Raw genomic sequence first — 21,521 nt, forward strand, 5'->3', positions numbered from 1 at the left:
TGAAGTTACTTTCTGGTGCTCTTGATGTTATTGAATTGTTTTATTTTTATGCGTTGACGGTTGTTATTTTTCGAAGGTTAAAACTGCAAATAAAAATTACATAAATGTCATCTTTTAAATTTAATTTTTATTATAAAACATATGCTTATCTTATTGTTTTTGCCTAAATCAGTAAGTTGAGTCATATTTATAACGAAATGTGCACTGTAATACGAAGGTTAAAATGAAATTTTAGTTATTATGAATGCAATTGAAAAAAAACGGAAATTTCTCACAATATAAGATTGGTTGTTTTTTGCACAGATATTTTTTGATTTATTTGGATAAAAAATTAAAAAAATTGAGCGATTTACACTTTAAGAGTATTCAATGCTGTAATTTGTGCTTGTTTTTTGTGTTCTATTTATTGTGATTAAAACTTATTGTAATTTTATTTGGTTATTTATAATAAAAAAGGAAGCTATTGCGATAGCTTCCTTTTGATGAATGAAGATAAAATCAGTTACTGTATTTTTTGAGTTTTAGATCTTTTTTAAGCTGCTGTATATATGCGATACGACTAGGATCTGCCGGTCTTGCTTGTAATTTATTGTTTTCCAATGTTTGTGCTTCATCTGGTAAAACACAACGCCCACTCACGCGTTCATGGTGTTGTTTGGTTTCAAATTCAGCACGTTTTGCAGCTAATTCTTGTTCACGAGCCATCGACTCACGGGCTTTACTTTGATCCGTTGCATCGACAACGACATAGCTATTACGTTTCTGCTGCCGTTGTTGGGCTGTGCCACCAAATTGATCGCGCTGCTTGATAAAGTTATTTAAGTGGTCATCAAAGCTCATCAAAGCATCCTACATAACAATTTCATTACCATAATAATAAGACACATTAAGAATGATGAGAACCTTGTTTTCAACTTAAAGTTGACCTTATTTCATTTGTGTTTAAATATTTCCTCTCAAAATCGGATAATGGTAATGGTTTATCAAAATAAAAGCCTTGTAATTCTTCCACGCCGAGAGATTCTAAGAACTTAAGTTGAACTTCTGTTTCAACACCTTCAGCGACAATTGTTAAATTTAAATTATGAGCAAGTTCTATGATAGAACGACAAATCGTAATACTGTCTTTGTTAAAAGGCAGATCTTTGATGAATTCTCTATCGACTTTTAGAATGTTTATAGGAAAGCGCGAAAGATAAGCGAGGGAAGAGTAACCAGTTCCGAAATCATCAATAGCGATTTTAATGCCTAGTTTACGTAAAGATTTAAGCTGTTTTAAAGCAAAATTAACATCACACATGAGCACGCTTTCTGTTAATTCAAGTTCGAGAAAATGAGGGTTACAACCCGTATTGTTAATCGCTTGTGTTATTGTTTCTACTAAGTCGGCTTCTAATAACTGTCTTGCAGAAATATTGATTGCAATATCAAAGTAATACTCTTTGTCTTGCCAAGATTTTAATTGAAGGCATGCTTGATTTATCAGGTAACGCCCAGCATCGATAATAAGCTCGGATGATTCTAAAACAGGGATAACATCAATAGGTGAACGGTATTCTCCTTTGCTGTTTTTCCAACGTAGTAGGGCTTCAACACCGCACAGTGTGTGTGTATTGGCATTCACCTTAGGTTGATAGAAGTATTCATATTGTTCACTACCAACGGATTTCCGAAGGTCAGACTCAAGTATTAAACGCTGAATGTTTTCCGCTTCCATCGATTCAGTGAAATAGCAGTAGTTGCTACCGGATAATCCTTTAGCGCGATATAAGGCCATGTGAGCGTATTTTTGTATCAGCTTTGGGTCTGATTCGGTGTCTGAGCTTAATGCAATACCAATGTTAGTTGAGATAGAAAGTACTTGGCTATCGATAGATAACGGCGCATTAGTATTTTGTAGTAATCGTTCAGCCACTTGCGTGATTGTTTGTAAATCGTGAAATGATCTGATTAAAATGCCAAATTCATTAGTATCAATACGGGCTAAAACATCTGTCTCACGTAAATTAGATTTTATCCGTTTTGAGACAATTAAAAGGATTTTTTCAATGTCTTCATTACTCATGGATTCATGAAGCTGTTTTGTTAATTCTAAATCGATCACGATGATAGCAATTTGAGCCTTATGTCGAATTGCTTCTTGCATGCTGTGTGCAATATCTTGAGTAAACATTGTTCTATTCGGTAACTGGGTTAATGCATCATAGTGTGCAAGACGGTGTAATCTATTTTCATAACTGACTCTGTCTGTTATGTCTTTGCTTGTTGCTATGTAGTTACAAATATTGCCATCATCACCGCGAATAGGTGAAATGGTATAATCCATATAAATTATATCGTTATCCGTTTTTTTGGTAATAACATGGCGAATGGATTGTCCTGAGACTAATTTGCTAATGAGTTCATCTTGTTCATGCTTATTATCGATATAGTCATTAATACAAATTGAGCTGTGGCTACCAATAAGCTGATTTAAAGGCTTGTTACTCATTTTTACATAAGCCGTATTTACATACTGAATAAAGCCATTTTTATCGGTAATGATAACGGATTCTGCGCTTTGTTCTGCTGCGCGAGATAAGGCTTGTAATTTCTTCTCACGATTAACCCAATAAGTTATATCAGCAATATGAAGTAAAATGTTATCTTCAACATTATCAACTTGCTTAGTTGCAATAACTTCAAGGTGTTTTGAACGTTTATATTTAAGTTTTATATGAGTCTTTAAATGCTCTGTGTTAGGTAATTGATCAATAGTATTAAGTAAGGTTGTGAGTTCATCTTGAATTTGTTTTGAATAGAAGAGACCTATTAATGGTTTTTGTAAAGCGCGAGAATGAATATTAAGTATTTTAAAAGCAGCGTCATTAATCGCTGTAATTTCTCTATTTTTATTGAGTGCTACAATACCATCTTCGCTATTTTTAATAACCGCCGTATATCTTTTTAGATTTTGATCTCGTTGCTTACGTAATATCTGTTCATTTTTACGATTCTTAATTAATCGTCGTATCAACATTGCTGAGCTAATAATTAAAATAAAAAACGTAATATAAATGGCGGTTAAACGTATTCGTGTAAAATTAGAAAAATACAGATTGTTCAGTTCTTTATCAAAATTTAGTGAGGAAATTAACACCCACTCAGATGTGTTTTTATCTATATTTTTATTTAATTTTTTATCTTTAAATATCAGTGGGGTATAGGTGTAGAGATAGTCACCAATGATCGTTTGTCCTTTGTTTAATCGTTTTACAGCGTTCCATAAATAAGGATAGGTAACAGAGAAAAGTACGTCATCAGAACTTGTATTATCATCTCTTGATGGGGTCAGTGATTTGTTTAAGTATGGCTGTGTGATCCATTTTGCATCATTGTTAATAATAAAATTTGTACGCTCTTTATTGCTTGCAATATTACTAACAGGGATTTGGTGGTAACTTAGCTGCACAACCCAATTGCTGTGTTCTAATTTTAAATGTTGATAAAATGATACTTTATTTTGATGTTTATAAATGTAGCTTATTTTATTATTAAGAGAAAATGTATGATCTATATTTTTTAATTCTTGTGGTTCTTCAATGACTTTACTGTAATCAATATGAAAGCCATCTTTCACCTTGTCCAGGAGAAGAACTTGGCTGTTTTTATAGTCAATTAATCGAATGGAGTCATAGAGCTCTGAGGTAATAAGGATGCTCTTAAATTGTTTTAGTACATTTGCCTTTTCCAAGACCCGTAATGGTTCATGAAGAGGTTCTTGCTGTAATTGATAAGTGAGACGGTTTAAATCTTCAGTGATAGTGTTTAGATGTAAGTAACTAATTTGTATAAGAGAATCTAACTGGCGCAGTTCATTTTCTTTGATATGTTCTGCAAGCTGAACACTGTCTTTCTGGTAAAAATAGAGACTTAAAATAGTCACCATAGCAACTAATGGTACTAAAATGGCAAGAAGATACTGTTTTAACCCATTCACACAGACACCTTAATATGAATCCATAGACATACAATGTATAAGTCTATGCTAAAGTGTTCATATAGTTAAGGGGAAATAATGAGAAACGTGACGGGTAAATATTTCAAGGAAGTTATAAAAGTAACAAGGTAGCATCAAGGTTAAATTTATAAACATAAAATTTAATGATCTTATCTATCATGTTTTTATTGCATATTGTTATAAAAACGGTTTAATTGCGCAATGATAGAAGCCTTGCCTTCACAATTAAAAATTGTTTTTACAGTATCATCAGGTGTTTCAAAAATATGCTTTATAGCGTCTGCACTTTCGTTAGAAATACCATTGATACGATACTCTAAACGTTGGTGAATTAACGAGTCCGTTGCAGTGACATAAATCATATCTATGTCTGTGATACTTTGACGTAGGAAATCACGGTGTTGTTTTTTATAAGCACCTTGTGTAACCACTACACGGGGATAAAGAGTCCGGAAGTGATTAACTTTTTGACTGATACGAATAAAAAAATCATCTCTCATTTCATCCGTAAAAGGCTTGTTCGCAGCAATAACTTCACGCATTTCATCAGTTAAATCGTCATCTGCATGGTAAACAAACCAATCGTCATGAGCACCAATGACATCACCGACAAAAGATTTACCGGCACCAGAAAGACCAAATAAAAATAGGACCGATGGTGCATCGGTTAGTTGAAGACGATGACTCATTTTATGTTCTCATTCTAGAGGTTAAGTACACTTCAGCTGCTATGAATAAACGTGTTAAATCAACTGAGGCGGTAATGTGCCAAATTATTCGAGTTGAGAATAGTAGAATATGCATATAACGTGAATTTGAGATAATAATGTGTACTAACTGAATGTTTTGTAGACGTACAGTGACGTAAAGACATTAGAAATGTGAACTGTGATATTAATTGACTATTGCTATTATTGATCAGTAGTGTTTGGGGTTTTTATATATTTAATCTCATTTTGTGTGACAATAAAGGCAATTGATTTTATTTTTTAGATGGGTATTAAATGCAAACTATTTTAATCGTTATCAATGACGCTCCTTATGGCTCTGAGCGTCCTTTTAATGCATTACGCTTAGCCATTAAACTTAATGAACAGGAAGAACAACCTGTAAGTCTCAAATTGTTTTTAATGTCTGATGCTGTGATGTGCGCGATGAAACAGCAAAATCCGGTAGAAGGCTATGATATTCAACAAATGCTTGAAATCCTTATTGCACAAGGAAGCAAGGTCAAATTGTGTAAAACCTGTTGTTGTGCGCGAGGGCTGTCTGAGTCATTGCTCATTGAAGATTGTGAAATAGGCTCGTTAGATGATTTAGCAAGTTGGACACTAAAGGCGGAAAAAGTACTAACATTTTAATTGTTATGCTCAGTGATTTAACGTAACAGAAAAGAGCTATTTTTGTACAGGAATCACAGAAAGCAAAAGAACTCAGATATTAAATGTATTTATTATCAAAAAGCTGATCAAACTAAGAGTTCTCTTATTTATATATGCTAGTGTCATTAAATAAGCTATTCATATACAGGAGATAAGCTGTGCCGCATTGCATTATTGAATATGCCAAAGATCTTGAAACAGAGATTAATTTAAATGAATTAATGGCAACAACGCATTACGCGACGTTTAGTTCAGGGCTTTTTGATGAAGAAGATATAAAAACCCGTGCCATACCTTATGAGTTATATCGTACAGGGACAACCGAAAAGCCTTTCGTTCATATTACCGTAAGGGTACTTCCAGGTAGAGATCCAAAGCAAAAAGATAATCTATCGGAAGTCATCTTGCACCAAGTGGCAGCAATGTTTCAGAATGATATTTGCGTCACAGTCGAGATTGAAGATATTAATCAGCAATCTTATCGCAAGTATGTCATATAAAAATGCAAATATAATTGCTTTATATCATTACTTATAGCAATAAATCACCGTTCGAATAAAGTATATTTGCACTTAATCATGTTTTCTGTTGATATATATGCAGAAAATGTGAATTAGGATTTGATGATGAATAAGAAAGTTTTACTCATTGCTTTAAGCTCAGTTACATTAGTTGCATGTAATTCTGCAAAAGACGTAACTTCGAATGAGGCGAATATGCAAGAAAGTTGTAATTTTTCTCACGCAATCGTTGGTGGTTGGGCACAAGGTGACATAACACCTGAAGTGGAACAAGCAGCAAAAGACGCCGTTAAAGCAATCCATGGTGAGCATCAGCTCGGTAAAATCTATCATGTAACACAGCAAGTGGTTGCAGGTATGAACTACTCAATTACATTTAGTATTGAAAATGGTGATTACTACAATGCGACTGTTTTCCATAGCCTACAGAATACTTATGATGTTAAAGATGTAAAACAAGTATCATCAGTAGCTTCGAATTGTGATGTTCATAAGTAATTAAATAATAAGTTCTAATAGATTGAGAAAGCGCTATTATTGAGCAATCAGTAATTGCGCTTTTTTTTGATCAGTCGCAGAGTAATAGAAGAGATAATGTATGCATGTTGTAGGTCAGTGCTATCAAGATGAAAGCTTTTCTAAACAAGAATTGTCCGAAGCTATTTTTGAAAATTGTCAGTTTTATCGTTGTGATTTCTCACGTGCAAATTTAGTTGAAGCGAGTTTTATCAACTGTAATTTTATTGATGTGGGGGATGACAAAGGCTGTGATTTTTCCTATTCAAAGCTCAAAGATGCGAGTTTTAAGCAGTGTAATTTGTCAATGGCTAGTTTTCGTAATGCGCAGTGTTTTGGCATAGAAATGCGACAATCTAATCTCCAAGGCGTTGATTTTCAATATGCTTCTTTTGCAAATTATATTACCCATAACACTTTCTTTTGCTCGGCATTTATCACTGGCTGCAATTTACGTTATAGCAATTTCGAAGACATAAAATTAGAGCAGTGCGAACTGTTTGAAAACCGATGGAATGGGGCTAATTTGTTGGCAACATCGTTTAAAGGATCTGACTTAAGTCGCGGTGAGTTTTCCTCTGAACAGTGGGGTCAATGCGTTGTAGAAGACGCAGATCTTTGTCATGTGGATTTAGAGGGGGTTGATATTCGACGTGTGAATTTGAACGGTGTAAAAATTTGCGACTGGCAACAAGAGCAATTACTAAGTCAACTTGGCATTATTGTGCTTTAAAGGCTCTAAAACTGTCGGTATTATTGAATAAAATAATACCGACAAACAAAAAGCTATTTCTTACCATTCACCTTGGTTTTGCATCGAAGCCCAAGGTTCAGCGGGTTCTAGTGCGTCACCTTTTTGTAGCAGTTCAATCGAAATGCCATCAGGTGAACGAACAAATGCCATATGTCCATCACGGGGTGGGCGATTAATGACAACACCATTATTTTGTAAATGAGCACATAAATCGTAAATATTATCGACGGCAAAAGCGAGGTGACCAAAATTACGGCCACCAGTGTACGATTCTGGATCCCAGTTATAAGTTAGTTCTAATAAAGGCGATTGTGTTTCTTTTGCCGTTTCTGCCTGATTAGGTGCAGCTAAAAATACGAGAGTAAAACGTCCACGTTCGCTTTCTTTTCGTCGAATTTCTACCAAACCAAGCTTGTTACAGTAAAAATCCAGTGAAGCATCTAAGTTGCTCACTCGTACCATGGTATGTAAGTATTCCATTCTATTTCCTAGCTTTTATACAAAAAAATCCCCGTTGTCTAATACTTAGCATAAAGCAAATGCGTATTAAAACGAACGGGGATTATTAGATTTTATGATCTAATATTAATGTATTTATTTATGCTGTTACCGCTTGCAGTTGTTTCTTATGACGACGTAGGTGAATCGTACAACATGCAAGGAACCAAACAGAGCTTACTGCAATACCCGCAATTGTTGAAGATAAGATACCCATTGCCAAATAACCTAATAGTGCGCCAAAAGCGACAGTAATAGCATAAGGAAGCTGAGTCATAACGTGATCCATATGGTGACTACCTGCACCTGTTGCAGACAAGATACTTGTGCTTGAAATAGGTGAGCTGTGATCACCAAATACCGAACCTGCAAGTACTGCAGATAACATCGGCATTAATAGGTGAGCATCACTTGCTACCGCCATATCACCAGCAAGTGGCAACATAATACCGAACGTGCCCCAGCTTGTACCTGTCGCAAATGACATTGCACATGAAAGGATGAAGACTAATGCTGGTAGTAATTCCGTTGGGAACCCCCCTTTTGTTAAAGAGGCTAGGTATTGGCCTGTAGACATATCACTCACAACAGTACCGATCGTCCATGCAAAAAGTAGAATAATGATTGCAGGGATCATCGCTTGTACACCTTGAGGTGCCGCAGTTAACCAAGTCTTACGTGGCAGCTTTAAACGTAAAGCTAGAAGAATAGAAACAGCTAGGCTACATAAAGATGCATTAACCAATGAAGCACCTAGATCGGTATGCTCTAAAGAAGCAATTAAGCTAAAAGCCTCGCCTTTTGCGCTTAATACTTCAGCACCACTGATGATCATAAAGATAACGCTTGAGACTGTCAGTGTCAGAATAGGCAATACCATATCAATCATAGTACCTTGGCCTTCAGACTCAGTCGTAATTTCTAAGCCTTTAGGGTGGCCTTTAGATTCATCCCATAGCTTACCTTCTTCTGCCCATGCTTCGTGTTGACGCATTGGACCAATGTTAAGTTGGAAGAAAATAACAACGATAACCATTAATAGCGTAAACACGGCATACAAGTTCATTGGGATCATCTGAACAAACAATGAAATAGCACTGATATCGGTAATATGGTTTGTTACTAAAATACCGCTAAGAATAGCAATAATGTAAGCACCCCAAGAAGAAATTGGCGTGATAACACAAACAGGTGCAGCCGTTGAATCAAGTAAATAAGCAAGCTTTGCACGTGAGATATTGAAGCGATCTGTTACTGGACGACAAATAGGCCCCACAGATAAGCTATGGAAAAAGTCATCAATAAAGAAAGCAAAAACCATTAAACCCGTTAGCATATTTGCGCTACGGCGATCTTTACAGCGACGAACACCCCATTCAGCAAATGCTTTAGTTGCACCTGTTGCTGTCATTAAGCTGATCAAACCACCGAGCAAAAGCATAAAGATGATCATATTAACGTTACCGCTATTTACAGCACCGTCTGCCCAAACAAGGCCTACAACTTTATTTATGATATATTGAAGCGCCGCTAAAGGGCTGTAATCATTAAGAAGGATTGCGCCTGCAACAATACCAAGGCCAAGTGATAACAATACACGTCGTGTAGTGATTGCTAAAACAACCGCCAGTAAGGGCGGTACAACAGATAGCAGGGAGTCAGAATATTGAACTAGATTCATGGATCTCTTAAACACCTATATTAGGTGGAGATCTACCGAAAGGATAGAGAAACAGATTTCAGGAGAAAAAATACTTCTTCGTATCCCTTAGGGTAGCGCTCCATAGACAAAATAACTATGGCAGTTCTGCACTTATTTAATGCAGACCCAGCGATTGTTGACGACACAACAAACACTTCGGCGCCGACTCCTTTCCCCAGACTTCAAAGGTGTCACCCTCCATCCGGATACTTTTAGGCAGCGCGCCTCTACTCAAAGGATTGAAATTTGATGATACCTATTAATTTTGCTTAGGCAATAAAAAGCAGACAGAAAATGCATATTAATTGTAAATATTGTTACTGTTGATGGCATGTTAACCAATTAGTAGCGATATATTCCATTTAGATAATCGCTCATTCTGTTATGCTATTAGGCTGATTTTGTTCTGGTGTTGTCATGGCGTGTATATTCCCAGCATAGCCACCTTTAATTAAATCTTTTCTTACCTCTGCCACTTCTTGTGGTGTAACAGGTACAGTTCTATCACCTAACTTATCTCGGACAAAGCTAATTAATTTCGCAAGGTTGGCATCACTGAGCACCGAGTTAAAGCTACTCATAGGCATAAAGTTACTGTCTTGTTCCATGAAGTTTGGCGATAAACCACGAATGGTAACGGCAATGGTATCGTAAGGATCACTGTGCATAATTATCCCGTTGTTAAGCAGCGTAGGGGCGATCCCTTTCCTACCTTTACCGTCTTTACCATGGCATGCACCACAGGTTTGCACATACACACCATATAGTTTGGCTTCGTTTTCAGGATCGTTGCTACTTAACGGTTTTAGCTCTACGGTTTGAATATCAACAGTGGCAGGTACCAAATCACCAAAGCCTGGTGGGGTAAGCTGAGGAACCGAGCTATCTAACTCGTTATATTTATCACCAGTGATCAAGTATTCCGCAATGGCTGCAACGTCTTGCTTTGTTAAGAAGCGGGTACTGTTTTGTACCACTTCCGCCATACCACCAAATGCGGTTCCTTTATCTGAATGACCCGTTTTTAAAAACTCGGTTAATGTTTTTACATCCCAACGGTCTTGGTATAACTCTGTTGCGGTAATATCCGGAGCCTTCCAGCCATCAATTAAATTGCCTTGGAATAACTCTTTTTCTATCAAAGCTTGTGCAATGTTACGTGGTGTATGACATTCAGAACAGTGACCTAACCCCATGGTTAAATATTTACCCCGTTTCCATTGTTCAGTGGCATCGGCTGGGTATTGCAAAGGATCGGTATTAAGAAAGGCGATATTCCACCCAAGTAGTCCTAACCGGATATTACTTGGGAACATCATCTTATTTTCTTCATTACGAGTATTCACAAAATTGAGCGATTGCATATAAGCCCAAAGTGCTTGTGTGTCTTCATCTGTCACATACTGATAAGACGAGTAGGGCATCGCTGGATAAAGGTAACCATGCTTGCCTTTACCTTTATGTAGCGCATCGTAAAATTCATCATAGGTGTAGTCCCCAATACCATAGGTTGGATGCGCTGAAATGTTGGTTGAATAAAGCGTACCAAATGGCGTTAAAAATCCTAAACCGCCGCCAAATGGTTCGCCACCCTCACCAGTGTGACAAGCAATACAATCACCTGCGTAGGCAAGATATTGCCCTTTACTGACCATATCCGGATCAAGCGCTGCGAGTTTCTCGTTTTGTCTATTTCCTTGGTGGCGAATATAAGCGCCTAATGCTTGAATTTCGCTATCGCTGAGCTGCTCTGCAAAAGCAGGCATGAGATTGTTTAAGCCATATTTTACCGTTGCAATAATACCTTCAACACTGCCATCGTGAAGCCAGATATTATCGGTTAGGTTTGGCGCACCAATCGCAGTATTACCTTTTGCATCACTGCCATGACAAGCCGTACAGTTAGCATCAAATACAGTTTTACCGAGTTCAAGGTTAATAGCTGGCTCTGCGATAATGCGGTTTTTTTCAAGTGAAGCGACATAATATGAGACATGCTCAATTTCTTCTTCAGTCAGAATATCTTTCCAACCAGCCATGACCCCATTACGACCTTTAACAATCGAATGATGGATCGCCTCATCACTGCCACCATAAAGCCAAACGGTATCACTTAAATTAGGGAAATGAAGTTGACCTTGTGCTTGATTTAAATGGCAAGCCGCACAATGGGTTTGAAATAAAGCACGACCCGCGACCACAATTTCAGGCGAGGTACTTAAAGTTTGAAATGATGTATCGCCATTAGACATTTGGCTAATTTGTTTGGCTAACGAGGTGGGAGAGGTTGAAGCTGCTTCACTACTTGATTGCCACTTCATAAGCCCTTGCCAGTTTCCCATGCCTGGGTAGAGTACCAAGAAAATGGCAGCAATAATGAAAGCAAGAAGATAAGAAAGGAGTAGAAGGTTAGGTACGGCGGCATCGTTTTCATCAATACCATCAAAGCTATCGACGGTCCGATTAGCATTGGCGGCACTGTTTTTCTTCCAGTAGTAGGCAACAACGACGATCATTATTGCGAGAAAAATCAGGGTTAGGGTAATGACCCAACCACTCCAAAAAGTACTCATGGTCGTACTCCTTGATCTTGTCCCAGACTTTGTAGATAGGCGATTAATGCCTGTGCCTTAGTTTTACCTTTTACTTCTAAGCGCGCCTGTTTAATTTCCTTATCAGTGTAAGGAACACCAAGCGTACGTAACGCAATCAGCTTTGCATCAATGTCTTCACCATCGAGTACTTGCTCAAACAGCCAAGGATAAGAGGGCATAATCGACGTTGGTACAACATCGCGGGGATTTCTTAAGTGGATGATGTGCCATTGATCTGAATATTTTCGACCTAAATTGGTGAGATCAGGTCCGGTACGTTTTGAACCCCATAAATTGGGATGCTCATAAATATCGTCACTTTCTCGGCTATATCGTCCATAACGTTTAATTTCTGCATTTAATGGACGAACCATCATGGTATGACAAGTATGGCAACCTTCACTGATATATATATCGCGACCAGCAACTTCTAACGCGGTTAATGGCTTCGCGCTTGATTGTGCAATTAACTTATCTTGGTAAAAAAAAGCAGGAAGTACCCATACTAAGAATGAAAAGGCAGCAACCAAAGTTGTTGCAACAATAAGGATCACTACAGATGAGGTAAAATCTTTATTAATCATGAGTATCTACCTTTTCTGTTGCCGCATTTTGATGCTTAACTGATCTAGGCTTTGGCTGTTTTAGCGTTCTGTATAGGTTATAAATCATTAGAATTATACCTAACACAAACAACGCACCACCGATAAAGCGAACTAACATCCACGGTGCACTGAAGTTCATCGCTTCGACAAAACTATAGCTAAGCGAGCCATTAGGATCTTCTTTTAGCCACATGTAGCCCTGTCCGATCCCAGCTATCCACAGTGCAACGGCATAAAGTACAATCCCAATATGTGCAAACCAGAAATGCCATTTAACTAAACGATTTGACCACAATTGCTCGTGACCATATAAACGAGGAATAAAGTAATAAAATACGGCAATGGCAGACATGCCAACCCAACCTAGGGCTCCTGAATGCACATGACCGATGATCCAATCGGTATTATGCGCAATCATATTAAACCAACGAATGGCTAATAATGGCCCTTCAAAAGTCGCTAGCGCGTAGTAAACAATGGCAGAGAAGAAAAACCACATAATGTAATCGTGCTTAAGTTTCTGCTTATTATTGAGCAAGGTCATGATGCTATTAAACGCGCCACCCCATGAGGGAAGCCATAAAATTAACGACATCACAATGCCGAGATTTTGTAACCAATCTGGCACAGAAGAATAAATAAGATGGTGCGTACCAGCCCAAGTATAAAAGCCGACTAAGCCCCAAAAATGAATAACAGATAAGCGATAAGAGTAAATAGGGCGCTCGGCAATTTTGGGAATGAAATAGTAGTTCATACCAATGATGCCAGCGGTTAATAAGAAACCAACCGCATTATGTCCCCACCACCATTGCACGATAGCATCTTCAGCCCCTGAGTAAATAGAGTAAGATTTCCACATCGTGACAGGCAATTCGAGATTGTTAGCAATAAAAATCATCGCAATAACAATAATAAACGCGCCGTAAAACCAGTTAGCAACAAAGATATGATGAACGGTACGTTTGGCGACTGTCATAAAAAACACAATGGCGTACATCACCCAGATAACAGCAATTAAGACATCAATTGGCCATTCAAGTTCGGCGTACTCTTTTGAGGTAGTAAAACCTAATGGCAGGGTAATAAGGGCAAGAAGAAGGATAAATTGCCAACCCCAAAAGACAGACCAAGCAGCAGTGTTATTATATAGCGGTGTTTTACAGGTGCGTTGAACAATATAAAAGGACGTTCCCATTAAAAGATTGACGACAAAGCCAAAAATGACGCCATTAGTATGCAATGGACGGAGACGACCAAATTGAAAGTATTCAGAATCGAGGTTAAGGGCAGGCCAATAAAGTTGCGCAGCTAAAATAACACCAATTAACATAGCTATGAACGCCCAACTAACACTCGCGATCATAAAGTACTTAACGATTTTATAATTATACTGAGTATCCATCGTCATAACCTTAGCAAGTAATGCCGTTTATTGTGATTGATGGCTGGTATCTGTTTTTACGCTACTAAAGTAATACGCGAGATCCTTCATATCTTGATCACTTAAATCTTTAGCATAACCCTGCATTAATATCGCTAAACCATCAACACGTTGATTCTGTTTGTATGCTTTAAGTGCAGCGACCAAATATTGCTGCTTTTGGCCTTGTAAGTTGGGATAGGTATCCGTTGCTGAAATACCATCGACACCATGGCATGTCATACAAACAAGGGCTTTTTGTTTCCCGATCTCAAATTGTTGTTTCGGTGTCATTTCATCGGCTGATGAAACGAGGGGAGTTACAACTAAAACCACAAACAAAAACCGCTTAATGGATAGGATTAAAGACATGCTCATCTCCCTTTTTATCTTATTTATAGAAGTCGTAATATAGACGCACATTTATAAAGATAGATTATTTTACATTTTCGCAACATCTGTTTTGAGAAAACATCAGAAATTAAAGGAATAAATCAAAATATTTTTCAGTTTATTCTAAAAGCAGTCATGTAATGTGGCTGTTTTTAATTATTTTTTGGTATTTCTTCAAATTGTTAATGATAACTATTTTCGTTACTGTTACTCAAACATTGAAAGGAGTAATCGTACGAATGCTTAATTGTCGACCATCAGTATGGATGTCCACGTATCAATTTATGTTCTGGTTCTCGTATGGGGTGTATTTACCCTTTAGAGGATTATGGTTAGAAAAATTAGGGATTTCAGATGCCGATATCGGGATGCTGATCGGTTTTGGACTTGCCGCTCGCTGTGTGATCAACTTTACATTAACACCTTTATTTCACAAGGTTGGGCATCTCATACCGTTCCTTCGTTGGTCAATGTTTTTAAGCTTGCTCGGCTTTATTGCGTTTATCTGGATAGGTACGATTACGCCAACATTTTGGGTACTTGCATTACTACTCGTGTTATTTAATTTAGCAATTGGTCCTGCGGTAGCGATTTCGGATGCGATATCAAATCACTATGCTCGAGATGATCGACTCGATTATGGCTACACTCGCTTATGGGGAGCGGTTGCATTAACGGTTGCGTCAGCTTGTATGGGATGGGTTGTTCAGAACTTTGGTGTCAGTTCTGTACCAATCATGGGAGCTATTGGCTTGGGTGCAACATTACTAGGTACGCTAATGAAGCCAGCAGTACCTATGGTATGCCACCATGATGAGCAAAAAAGAAAGAATATTTTCAAAGTCTTATGTTGTAAAGAGACACTATTATTTTTATTGGTCGCTTCTTTGTTAGAGGGAAGCCATGGTGGTTATTATTTCTTCAGTACCGTCTACTGGAAAGAACAGGGGCTAAACTCTGATACGATTGGTTATTTATGGAGCCTGTCGACAATTTCTGTGATCGTTTTTTACTTAATTAGTCGTAAAGCGTTCGCTAATTGGAAAGTATCAACATTATTTAGACTTGCTGCAATTGCTGTTGTGGTGCGTTGGGGATTAACCGCAGCGACAAATGATATATATGTGCTTATATTCTGTCAGATTCTACATGGTATTACGTTCTCTGGTACGATTTTATCTTCGGTTCGTTATGTGGAAGAAAATCGAAAACATAATTATGTTTCTTTACAGTCGTTATACCATGCTATTCCTGCAGGTTTTGTATTAGCGCTTGTATCTGTATTTTGCGGATGGTTAATGCATCATTCTGAAATAAATATGTTCTGGTTTATGGCTGCGATGGGTATACCTTGTATTTTCTTAAAAGTAAAAGACACTGTGCCAAATAGAAAAGAAGAGCAACAAACATTGAGAAATAAAATATTTGCTTCAGCTTAACCTTTAAAAATAAAAAAAGCCGATAAGTGTATTATCGGCTTTTTAATCGGTGAAAGATGAAATTTAATTCGCCACTTCAAACGCCAAGGCTTTTTTCTCTATTAGTCTAAACGCAATAGAAAGCAGGGCATTAACGGTAAGATACATAGCACCAGCAATGGCAAACACAGTTAACGTATCGTAGGTTTGAGCATTAATACGTTGAGCGTAACCCATGATATCCATAATAGTAATAGTGCTGGCAAGCGATGTACCTTTAAACACTAAAATTACTTCATTAGAGTAAGCCGGTACAGAACGACGAATGGCAAAAGGTAACAAGGTATGTAATGTCGTTTTGGTCTCCATGCCTAACGCACGACATGCTTGCCATTGACCTTTAGGAATTGCATCAAACGCCCCTTTAAACAGTTGAGTGCTGTAAGCGGCAGTATTTAATGCTAGTGCCAACATCGCACAGAACCACGGTTGGCTGAGCCATTGCCATACAAAGCTTTCACGAATACCTTCAAATTGCCCCGGTCCGTAGTAAATCAAAAAGATTTGAACTAACAAAGGTGTACCCGTAAATAGGGTAATGATGCCACGGCTTAACCAATGCAAAACAGGGGTTCTTAAAATCAATGTCATCGTCATTAAGAGAGCGAGAGTACAGCCAACTAATAACGATGCAACGGTCAATTGTAAGCTGGTGGCAAGGCCATCCATTAATTGCCAGAAGTGTTGTTCATTCATGCCATCGCTCCTTCAACAACCGTTTTTTTGTCGTTGCTTGAACCTTCTTGAGCGCTATATTTCGCATCAATCCGTTTAATAATTTGTTGTGTAATTAGAGTGATCACTAAATACACTGCCGCAGCTGTTGCATACCAAGTAAAACTTTCATGCGTTGCTGCAGAGCTTAACTGTGCTTGTTTTAGAAGATCCGTCACACCGATGAGCGATACTAAGGCGGTATCTTTTAATAACACCAACCATTGGTTAGTTAACCCTGGTAATGCATGACGGATCGCTTGGGGAATAATAATAGCGACAAATGTTCTTGCTTTGCTGATCCCAAGCGCACTGGCTGCTTCTCTTTGTCCTTTAGGCACAGCTTTAATGGCACCACGGATAGTTTGCGCCGCATAAGAGGCAAAAATCAGTGAAAGCGCAATAACACCTGAAAGAAAAGGGCTGATCTCGATATAATCACCCGTGATGTAAAATAAAATCTGACCTGAACCAAAAAAGATGAATAAAACAATCAGTAGTTCAGGTAAGCCTCGTAATACTGTCACTAAGGCTGTCGTTGGCCATGCCACGAAGCGAAATCGAGACATCTCACCGCCAGCAAACAACATAGCCAGCACCAATCCAACCGCTAAACTGGTAAAAGCGAGCTGGACTGTCATCCAGCTAGCTTCTAACAGGGAAAGAGAATATCCCGATAACATCATAATTTACTTACCAAAGTACTTATCAAAAATAACTTGATACTGGCCATCTTGCTTAATTTTAGCGAGTGCCGTATTCAACTGTGTAACCAATTCTTGGTTGCCTTTGTTTACTGCGATACCAAAACCGTTACCGAAGTATTTAGGGTTTGTCACAGGTTTACCTACATACGCAAGGTTATCGTCTTTTTTCAACCATTCAGCGATAACAGCAGTATCACCAAATACCGAATCAATACGGCCATTTTTCATATCAATAAAGGCATCTTGGTAACTGGTGTAAGGAACCGCAGTTACACCTGACATTTGATCGGTTAAATAGCTCTGGTGAGTCGAACCATTTTGTACCCCAACACGCTTACCATTAAGGGCTGCAACATCAGCGACTTTACCTTTGATTGAAATAAAGCCAGCAGCGTTATCGTAATAAGGTTGAGTAAAGCTGACTTGCTGTTGACGCGCTTCAGTAATGTCCATTGCTGAAATAGCTGCATCGTATCGTTTGAATTTAAGAGCTGGAATTAAGCTATCGAAAGATTGGTTATGAAAAGTACAGGTAGCATCCATCTCTTTACATAGGGCTTTAGCAATATCAACGTCAAAGCCTTGGATTTGATTATTCTCATCCATGTACTCAAAAGGGGCATAGGTTGCTTCCATCGCAAACTTAATGTCTTGCGCCATAGCTTGAGAAGAAACCAAACCGATAATGCTAGCTAATAAAATTTTGTTCATCGCGATACTCCATGCGTCTGTTACGAACGAATATAGAGGGGGATATAATTCGTTAATGTTTTAAGTAGTCAGCAAATTGTGAGGTTTTAGGGTGACTAAACGCCTCGTTACTGCCGTGTTCAATAATTTTGCCGTTTTCCATGTAAAGCACATGACTGGCGATTTTTTTTGCAAAATCCACTTCGTGGGTAACCACAACTTGGGTAATGCCTGTGCCGCTTAATGTTTTGATGATTTGTACAATTTGGCTTGTGATCTCAGGATCAAGCGCCGCAGTAGGCTCATCAAATAACAACACTTCAGGCTTCATCATCAACGCACGTGCAATTGCAACACGCTGTTGTTGGCCGCCAGACAGTTGCAAAGGCCATGCATCGGCTTTATCTGCTAACTGTAATTTTGATAAATGCTCTAACGCTTCTTTTTTCGCTTGAGCTTTATCGATACCGAGCACTTTTACTGGTGCTTCTATTAAATTTTCCAACACAGTTTTGTGGGGCCACAAATTGTATTGTTGGAATACCATGCCAACTTTACGACGCAGTTTTAAACCATCTTTTTCAACGATTGTTTTTTTAAAATCAAAATAATTTTCTGCAATACTCAGCTCGCCAGCAGAAGCATCTTCCAATAGGTTTAATACCCGTAGTAAAGAGCTTTTACCTGCACCGCTTGGGCCAAGTAAAACCAGCGTTTCACCTTTATTACATTCGAAGGTTACATCGTGTAAAACCTGATGCTTACCATAGAATTTATTAATGTTTCTTACTTGAATGCCCATGCGCTTATTCTGCATTTGTTCTCACTTGTGGTTTATATTACTTAAGTTGTAATTCTATGCAATAAAAAATTGAAAATAATTTAATTTGTTAATTTATTGTTTAATTCTTAGTCTTTTGTTGGTTTTATATTCTAATTAAAACCAAGGGTTAACGTTTAAATGTAGCTGGCGAAAATTGATGTAATAGCATGTTAACAATTGACTAAGTGGTGTGTTTTTTAAGAAGAACCCAACTTGGATAATTATTCAGATTATGGTTGTGCAATTATGGGTAGCGAAAATGAGAATATAGTAAGAGAAAGAACGGGATTTACTGAGATGTATTAAAGAGAGTAAAACGATGTGTTGAAAGCGACATCGTGGCGGTGTTGATCAATTGTTTTACAATAAGCTTAGTTAGAATAAACACCATTGATATTTACGTACGAGTAGCATCTAGATAACCCATTATTGTTATGTTATAACGTTTCATTAATGTTTGATTTACTGCGTGAGTAGTGACTGAACTATTCCCTGTACGACTTTGCTGTAAGGGGGGAATTAAAAGTTGCGAATGATTGCGCGAATAGTGAAGAGAAAAAGAGATGCTAAGAAGAAACCCTACAGGGCATATGCCAACAATATCTGAAACTGCGTTTATTGATCCTACTGCGATTATTTGTGGCAAAGTGATTGTAGAAGATAACGTTTTCATTGGGCCTTATGCCGTAATACGTGCTGATGAAGTAAATGAGCAGGGCGAAATGGATGCAATTGTGATCAAACGCGATACCAATATTCAAGATGGTGTGGTTATTCACTCAAAAGCGGGGGCTGCAGTCACTATTGGTGAGCGTTCTTCTATTGCTCACCGCTCAATTATTCATGGGCCGTGTGAGGTGAGTGATGATGTGTTTATTGGTTTCAACTCTGTGGTATTTAATGCCGTTATTGGTGAAGGGTGTGTGATCCGTCATAACTGCGTTGTCGATGGATTAGATCTGCCTGAAAATTTTCATGTCCCGCCAATGACGAATATTGGTACAGGTTTTGACTTAAATAGTATTTCGAAAGTCCCACCTGAATATTCCGCTTTTTCTGAATCGGTTGTATCTGCTAACCACGAACTGGTTCAGGGATACAGGAGGATTGCTAATGAGCTTTAAGATATCATCGCCAATTTTAGCGGTACCAACCAACATTATTACTGGGTTTCTTGGCGTCGGGAAAACTTCAGCCATTCTTCACTTAATGAAAAGTAAACCTGATAACGAGCGTTGGGCTGTGCTGGTGAATGAATTTGGTGAAATTGGTGTCGATGGTAGTTTACTGCAAGGTCAAGGCGGTAACGAGCAACAAATATTTATCCGCGAAGTACCTGGTGGCTGTATGTGCTGTACCGCTGGGTTACCAATGCAAATTGCGCTTAATCAACTACTTTCAGAAGCAAAACCGGATCGTTTGATCATCGAACCCACAGGGCTTGGTCATCCTAAAGAAGTGATGCAAGTGCTCTCTACTGAATACTATCGCGATGTCTTATCGTTACAGAAAAATATCACATTAGTGGATGCAAGGAAGTTATCCGATCCTCGCTATACCTCACATGATACCTTTAGGCAACAGATTGCAATTGCCGATACGGTGGTAGGAAACAAGACCGATCTTTATCAAGCAGAAGATAAAGAAAAGTTGAAAGCTTTTGTCGCGCAAGTTGCGAGCCTAAAAACCAAAGTGATTTTTGCTAAACATGGTGTGATCCCATTTAATGAGTTTGATGGTGAGACCCGTATAGAAGAATTACCGACGTCTTATCTCCATCGTGATAGGCAGACAAGTGTATCTGAAGAAGCACTATCAGAAGAGCTGATACCTGAAAGTGGCATGATAAAAGCTACTAACCAAGGTGAAGGTTTCAAAAGTATTGGCTGGCGTTTTGCATCTGAAAAAGTCTTTGATCGTCAATCATTACATCAGCTCTTTCAAACATTGAATGTTGAGCGAATGAAGGCCGTGTTTATTACTTCTGATGGGATCTTTGGTTATAACAAAACGGCAGATGGAATCACACAGGTTGAGCTTGATGAGTGTGCTGAAAGCCGTGTCGAAATTATCGCAGATACATTAGATGATGAATTGGAAGGCAAGCTTTTAGATTGTTTGATTGTTAATAACATGAGTGAAATAACATGAACAACACTGAAATTAGAATGCTAACTGAAGAACAAATATTGCAAGAGCCTGAAGATAATTACATGAATGATTATCAATTGGCGTTTTTTAAACAAAGATTGATTGCTCTCTATGAGTCGACATCTCATCACATTCAATCTGCGAGAGAGGAAATGGGGCACACGGCAGATGCGAGTGATCTAAGTGATGTCAGTGATCGCGCAACGTTAGAAGAGCAATCAGGCATTACTTTAAGAATTGTTGAACGAGAACAAAAACTTTTGCCCAAAATCAAATTGGCGTTAGAGCGAATTCGTTTAGGTAGCTACGGTTATTGCTTAGAGTCCGGTGAGCCAATAGGTATTCCTCGGTTACTGATAAGACCGACTGCAGAGTACAGTGCTGACGTAAAATCGCTGATGGAAATGAAAGAAATTCAATACAAAGATTGATCCTATTTTCAATTATCATTAGGTAGGGCTATATGAATACGGCGATCATTCCGCAAAGTTCAAGAGTGACATCACTGCATTATTGTTTTGCAAATAACCTTTAACCTTATCGTATGTTGAAGGGCGTATTACTGCTCTT

At 38.2% G+C, this 21,521-nt stretch carries 21 protein-coding genes and 1 riboswitch; of the genes, 8 read left to right on the forward strand and 13 right to left on the reverse strand.

Annotation, left to right across the window (positions count from 1 at the left end; translation table 11 throughout):
• Positions 1-498: 498 nt before the first annotated feature.
• The 3 genes from C9J38_RS06520 to C9J38_RS06530 form a co-directional block, all read right to left on the reverse strand.
• A complete protein-coding gene (locus C9J38_RS06520) occupies positions 499-840 on the reverse strand; it encodes a hypothetical protein (protein ID WP_107206371.1) in 342 nt (113 codons plus the stop codon).
• A gap of 70 nt (positions 841-910) precedes the next feature.
• Entirely contained in the window at positions 911-3,979 is a 3,069-nt protein-coding gene (locus tag C9J38_RS06525; protein WP_107206372.1) for an EAL domain-containing protein, read from the reverse strand.
• Between the two features lie 185 nt (positions 3,980-4,164).
• Entirely contained in the window at positions 4,165-4,689 is a 525-nt protein-coding gene (locus C9J38_RS06530; RefSeq protein ID WP_107206373.1) for a hypothetical protein, read from the reverse strand.
• Positions 4,690-5,004: 315 nt separating this feature from the next.
• Here C9J38_RS06530 and C9J38_RS06535 point away from each other — a divergent pair, with 315 nt between their 5' ends.
• The 4 genes from C9J38_RS06535 to C9J38_RS06550 all read left to right on the forward strand — a co-directional run bounded on the left by C9J38_RS06535 (position 5,005) and on the right by C9J38_RS06550 (position 7,152).
• Positions 5,005-5,361 (forward strand): DsrE/DsrF/TusD sulfur relay family protein, encoded by a 357-nt coding sequence (locus tag C9J38_RS06535; RefSeq protein WP_107206374.1) that lies wholly within the window; start codon positions 5,005-5,007, stop codon positions 5,359-5,361.
• Between the two features lie 179 nt (positions 5,362-5,540).
• The gene (locus C9J38_RS06540) at positions 5,541-5,882 is read left to right on the forward strand and encodes a 5-carboxymethyl-2-hydroxymuconate Delta-isomerase (protein ID WP_006645414.1); all 342 of its coding nucleotides are present in this window, start codon (positions 5,541-5,543) and stop codon (positions 5,880-5,882) included.
• 126 nt (positions 5,883-6,008) lie between these two features.
• Positions 6,009-6,401 carry a cystatin domain-containing protein gene (locus tag C9J38_RS06545; protein ID WP_107206375.1) on the forward strand — a complete coding sequence of 131 codons (393 nt, stop codon included), beginning with the start codon at positions 6,009-6,011 and terminating at the stop codon, positions 6,399-6,401.
• Between the two features lie 100 nt (positions 6,402-6,501).
• Positions 6,502-7,152, forward strand: coding sequence for a Qnr family pentapeptide repeat protein (locus C9J38_RS06550; RefSeq protein WP_107206376.1), 651 nt, complete (start codon positions 6,502-6,504; stop codon positions 7,150-7,152).
• A gap of 60 nt (positions 7,153-7,212) precedes the next feature.
• Here the strand turns inward: C9J38_RS06550 and C9J38_RS06555 are convergent, their stop codons facing one another.
• The 6 genes from C9J38_RS06555 to C9J38_RS06580 form a co-directional block, all read right to left on the reverse strand.
• Positions 7,213-7,653 (reverse strand): VOC family protein, encoded by a 441-nt coding sequence (locus C9J38_RS06555; RefSeq protein WP_107206377.1) that lies wholly within the window; start codon positions 7,651-7,653, stop codon positions 7,213-7,215.
• 118 nt (positions 7,654-7,771) lie between these two features.
• Entirely contained in the window at positions 7,772-9,352 is a 1,581-nt protein-coding gene (locus C9J38_RS06560; protein WP_107206378.1) for a Na+/H+ antiporter NhaC family protein, read from the reverse strand.
• Between the two features lie 85 nt (positions 9,353-9,437).
• A riboswitch (Lysine riboswitch) is annotated at positions 9,438-9,611 on the reverse strand.
• A gap of 136 nt (positions 9,612-9,747) precedes the next feature.
• Positions 9,748-11,946 carry a cytochrome-c oxidase, cbb3-type subunit III gene (gene ccoP / locus C9J38_RS06565; protein ID WP_107206379.1) on the reverse strand — a complete coding sequence of 733 codons (2,199 nt, stop codon included), beginning with the start codon at positions 11,944-11,946 and terminating at the stop codon, positions 9,748-9,750.
• The gene (ccoO, locus tag C9J38_RS06570; protein ID WP_107206380.1) at positions 11,943-12,551 is read right to left on the reverse strand and encodes a cytochrome-c oxidase, cbb3-type subunit II; all 609 of its coding nucleotides are present in this window, start codon (positions 12,549-12,551) and stop codon (positions 11,943-11,945) included. The genes ccoP and ccoO overlap by 4 nt, the downstream gene beginning before the upstream one ends.
• Positions 12,544-13,977 (reverse strand): cytochrome-c oxidase, cbb3-type subunit I, encoded by a 1,434-nt coding sequence (gene ccoN, locus C9J38_RS06575; RefSeq protein ID WP_107206381.1) that lies wholly within the window; start codon positions 13,975-13,977, stop codon positions 12,544-12,546. The genes ccoO and ccoN overlap by 8 nt, the downstream gene beginning before the upstream one ends.
• Positions 13,978-14,004: 27 nt before the next feature.
• Positions 14,005-14,367 carry a cytochrome c gene (locus tag C9J38_RS06580; RefSeq protein ID WP_107206382.1) on the reverse strand — a complete coding sequence of 121 codons (363 nt, stop codon included), beginning with the start codon at positions 14,365-14,367 and terminating at the stop codon, positions 14,005-14,007.
• 260 nt (positions 14,368-14,627) lie between these two features.
• On the opposite strand from C9J38_RS06580, the gene C9J38_RS06585 reads away from it, so the two are divergent.
• Positions 14,628-15,827, forward strand: a complete 1,200-nt coding sequence (locus C9J38_RS06585) for a 3-phenylpropionate MFS transporter (RefSeq protein WP_107206383.1) — start codon at positions 14,628-14,630, stop codon at positions 15,825-15,827.
• 63 nt (positions 15,828-15,890) lie between these two features.
• Here the strand turns inward: C9J38_RS06585 and artM are convergent, their stop codons facing one another.
• From artM to artP, 4 genes are read right to left on the reverse strand one after another with little or no spacing between them, the layout of a single operon-like run.
• Positions 15,891-16,562 carry an arginine ABC transporter permease ArtM gene (artM, locus tag C9J38_RS06590; protein WP_107206384.1) on the reverse strand — a complete coding sequence of 224 codons (672 nt, stop codon included), beginning with the start codon at positions 16,560-16,562 and terminating at the stop codon, positions 15,891-15,893.
• Positions 16,559-17,266 carry an arginine ABC transporter permease ArtQ gene (artQ, locus tag C9J38_RS06595; RefSeq protein ID WP_107206385.1) on the reverse strand — a complete coding sequence of 236 codons (708 nt, stop codon included), beginning with the start codon at positions 17,264-17,266 and terminating at the stop codon, positions 16,559-16,561. Before artQ ends, artM begins: the two co-directional genes overlap by 4 nt.
• Positions 17,267-17,269: 3 nt before the next feature.
• Complete coding sequence (locus C9J38_RS06600) at positions 17,270-17,998, reverse strand: arginine ABC transporter substrate-binding protein (RefSeq protein WP_107206386.1); 729 nt, start codon at positions 17,996-17,998, stop codon at positions 17,270-17,272.
• A gap of 52 nt (positions 17,999-18,050) precedes the next feature.
• Positions 18,051-18,779 carry an arginine ABC transporter ATP-binding protein ArtP gene (gene artP, locus C9J38_RS06605; protein ID WP_107206477.1) on the reverse strand — a complete coding sequence of 243 codons (729 nt, stop codon included), beginning with the start codon at positions 18,777-18,779 and terminating at the stop codon, positions 18,051-18,053.
• A 584-nt stretch (positions 18,780-19,363) separates the two neighbouring features.
• On the opposite strand from artP, the gene C9J38_RS06610 reads away from it, so the two are divergent.
• The 3 genes from C9J38_RS06610 to C9J38_RS06620 are packed head-to-tail and all read left to right on the forward strand — an operon-like array spanning position 19,364 to position 21,382.
• Positions 19,364-19,924: a carbonate dehydratase gene (locus C9J38_RS06610; protein ID WP_107206387.1), complete on the forward strand. Its 561-nt coding sequence runs from the start codon at positions 19,364-19,366 to the stop codon at positions 19,922-19,924.
• Positions 19,914-20,951 (forward strand): GTP-binding protein, encoded by a 1,038-nt coding sequence (locus tag C9J38_RS06615; protein ID WP_107206388.1) that lies wholly within the window; start codon positions 19,914-19,916, stop codon positions 20,949-20,951. The genes C9J38_RS06610 and C9J38_RS06615 overlap by 11 nt, the downstream gene beginning before the upstream one ends.
• A complete protein-coding gene (locus tag C9J38_RS06620) occupies positions 20,948-21,382 on the forward strand; it encodes a TraR/DksA C4-type zinc finger protein (RefSeq protein WP_107206389.1) in 435 nt (144 codons plus the stop codon). Before C9J38_RS06615 ends, C9J38_RS06620 begins: the two co-directional genes overlap by 4 nt.
• Positions 21,383-21,521 lie beyond the last annotated feature (139 nt).

The organism is Photobacterium sp. GB-210, from assembly GCF_003026075.1.
Lineage (GTDB): Bacteria > Pseudomonadota > Gammaproteobacteria > Enterobacterales > Vibrionaceae > Photobacterium.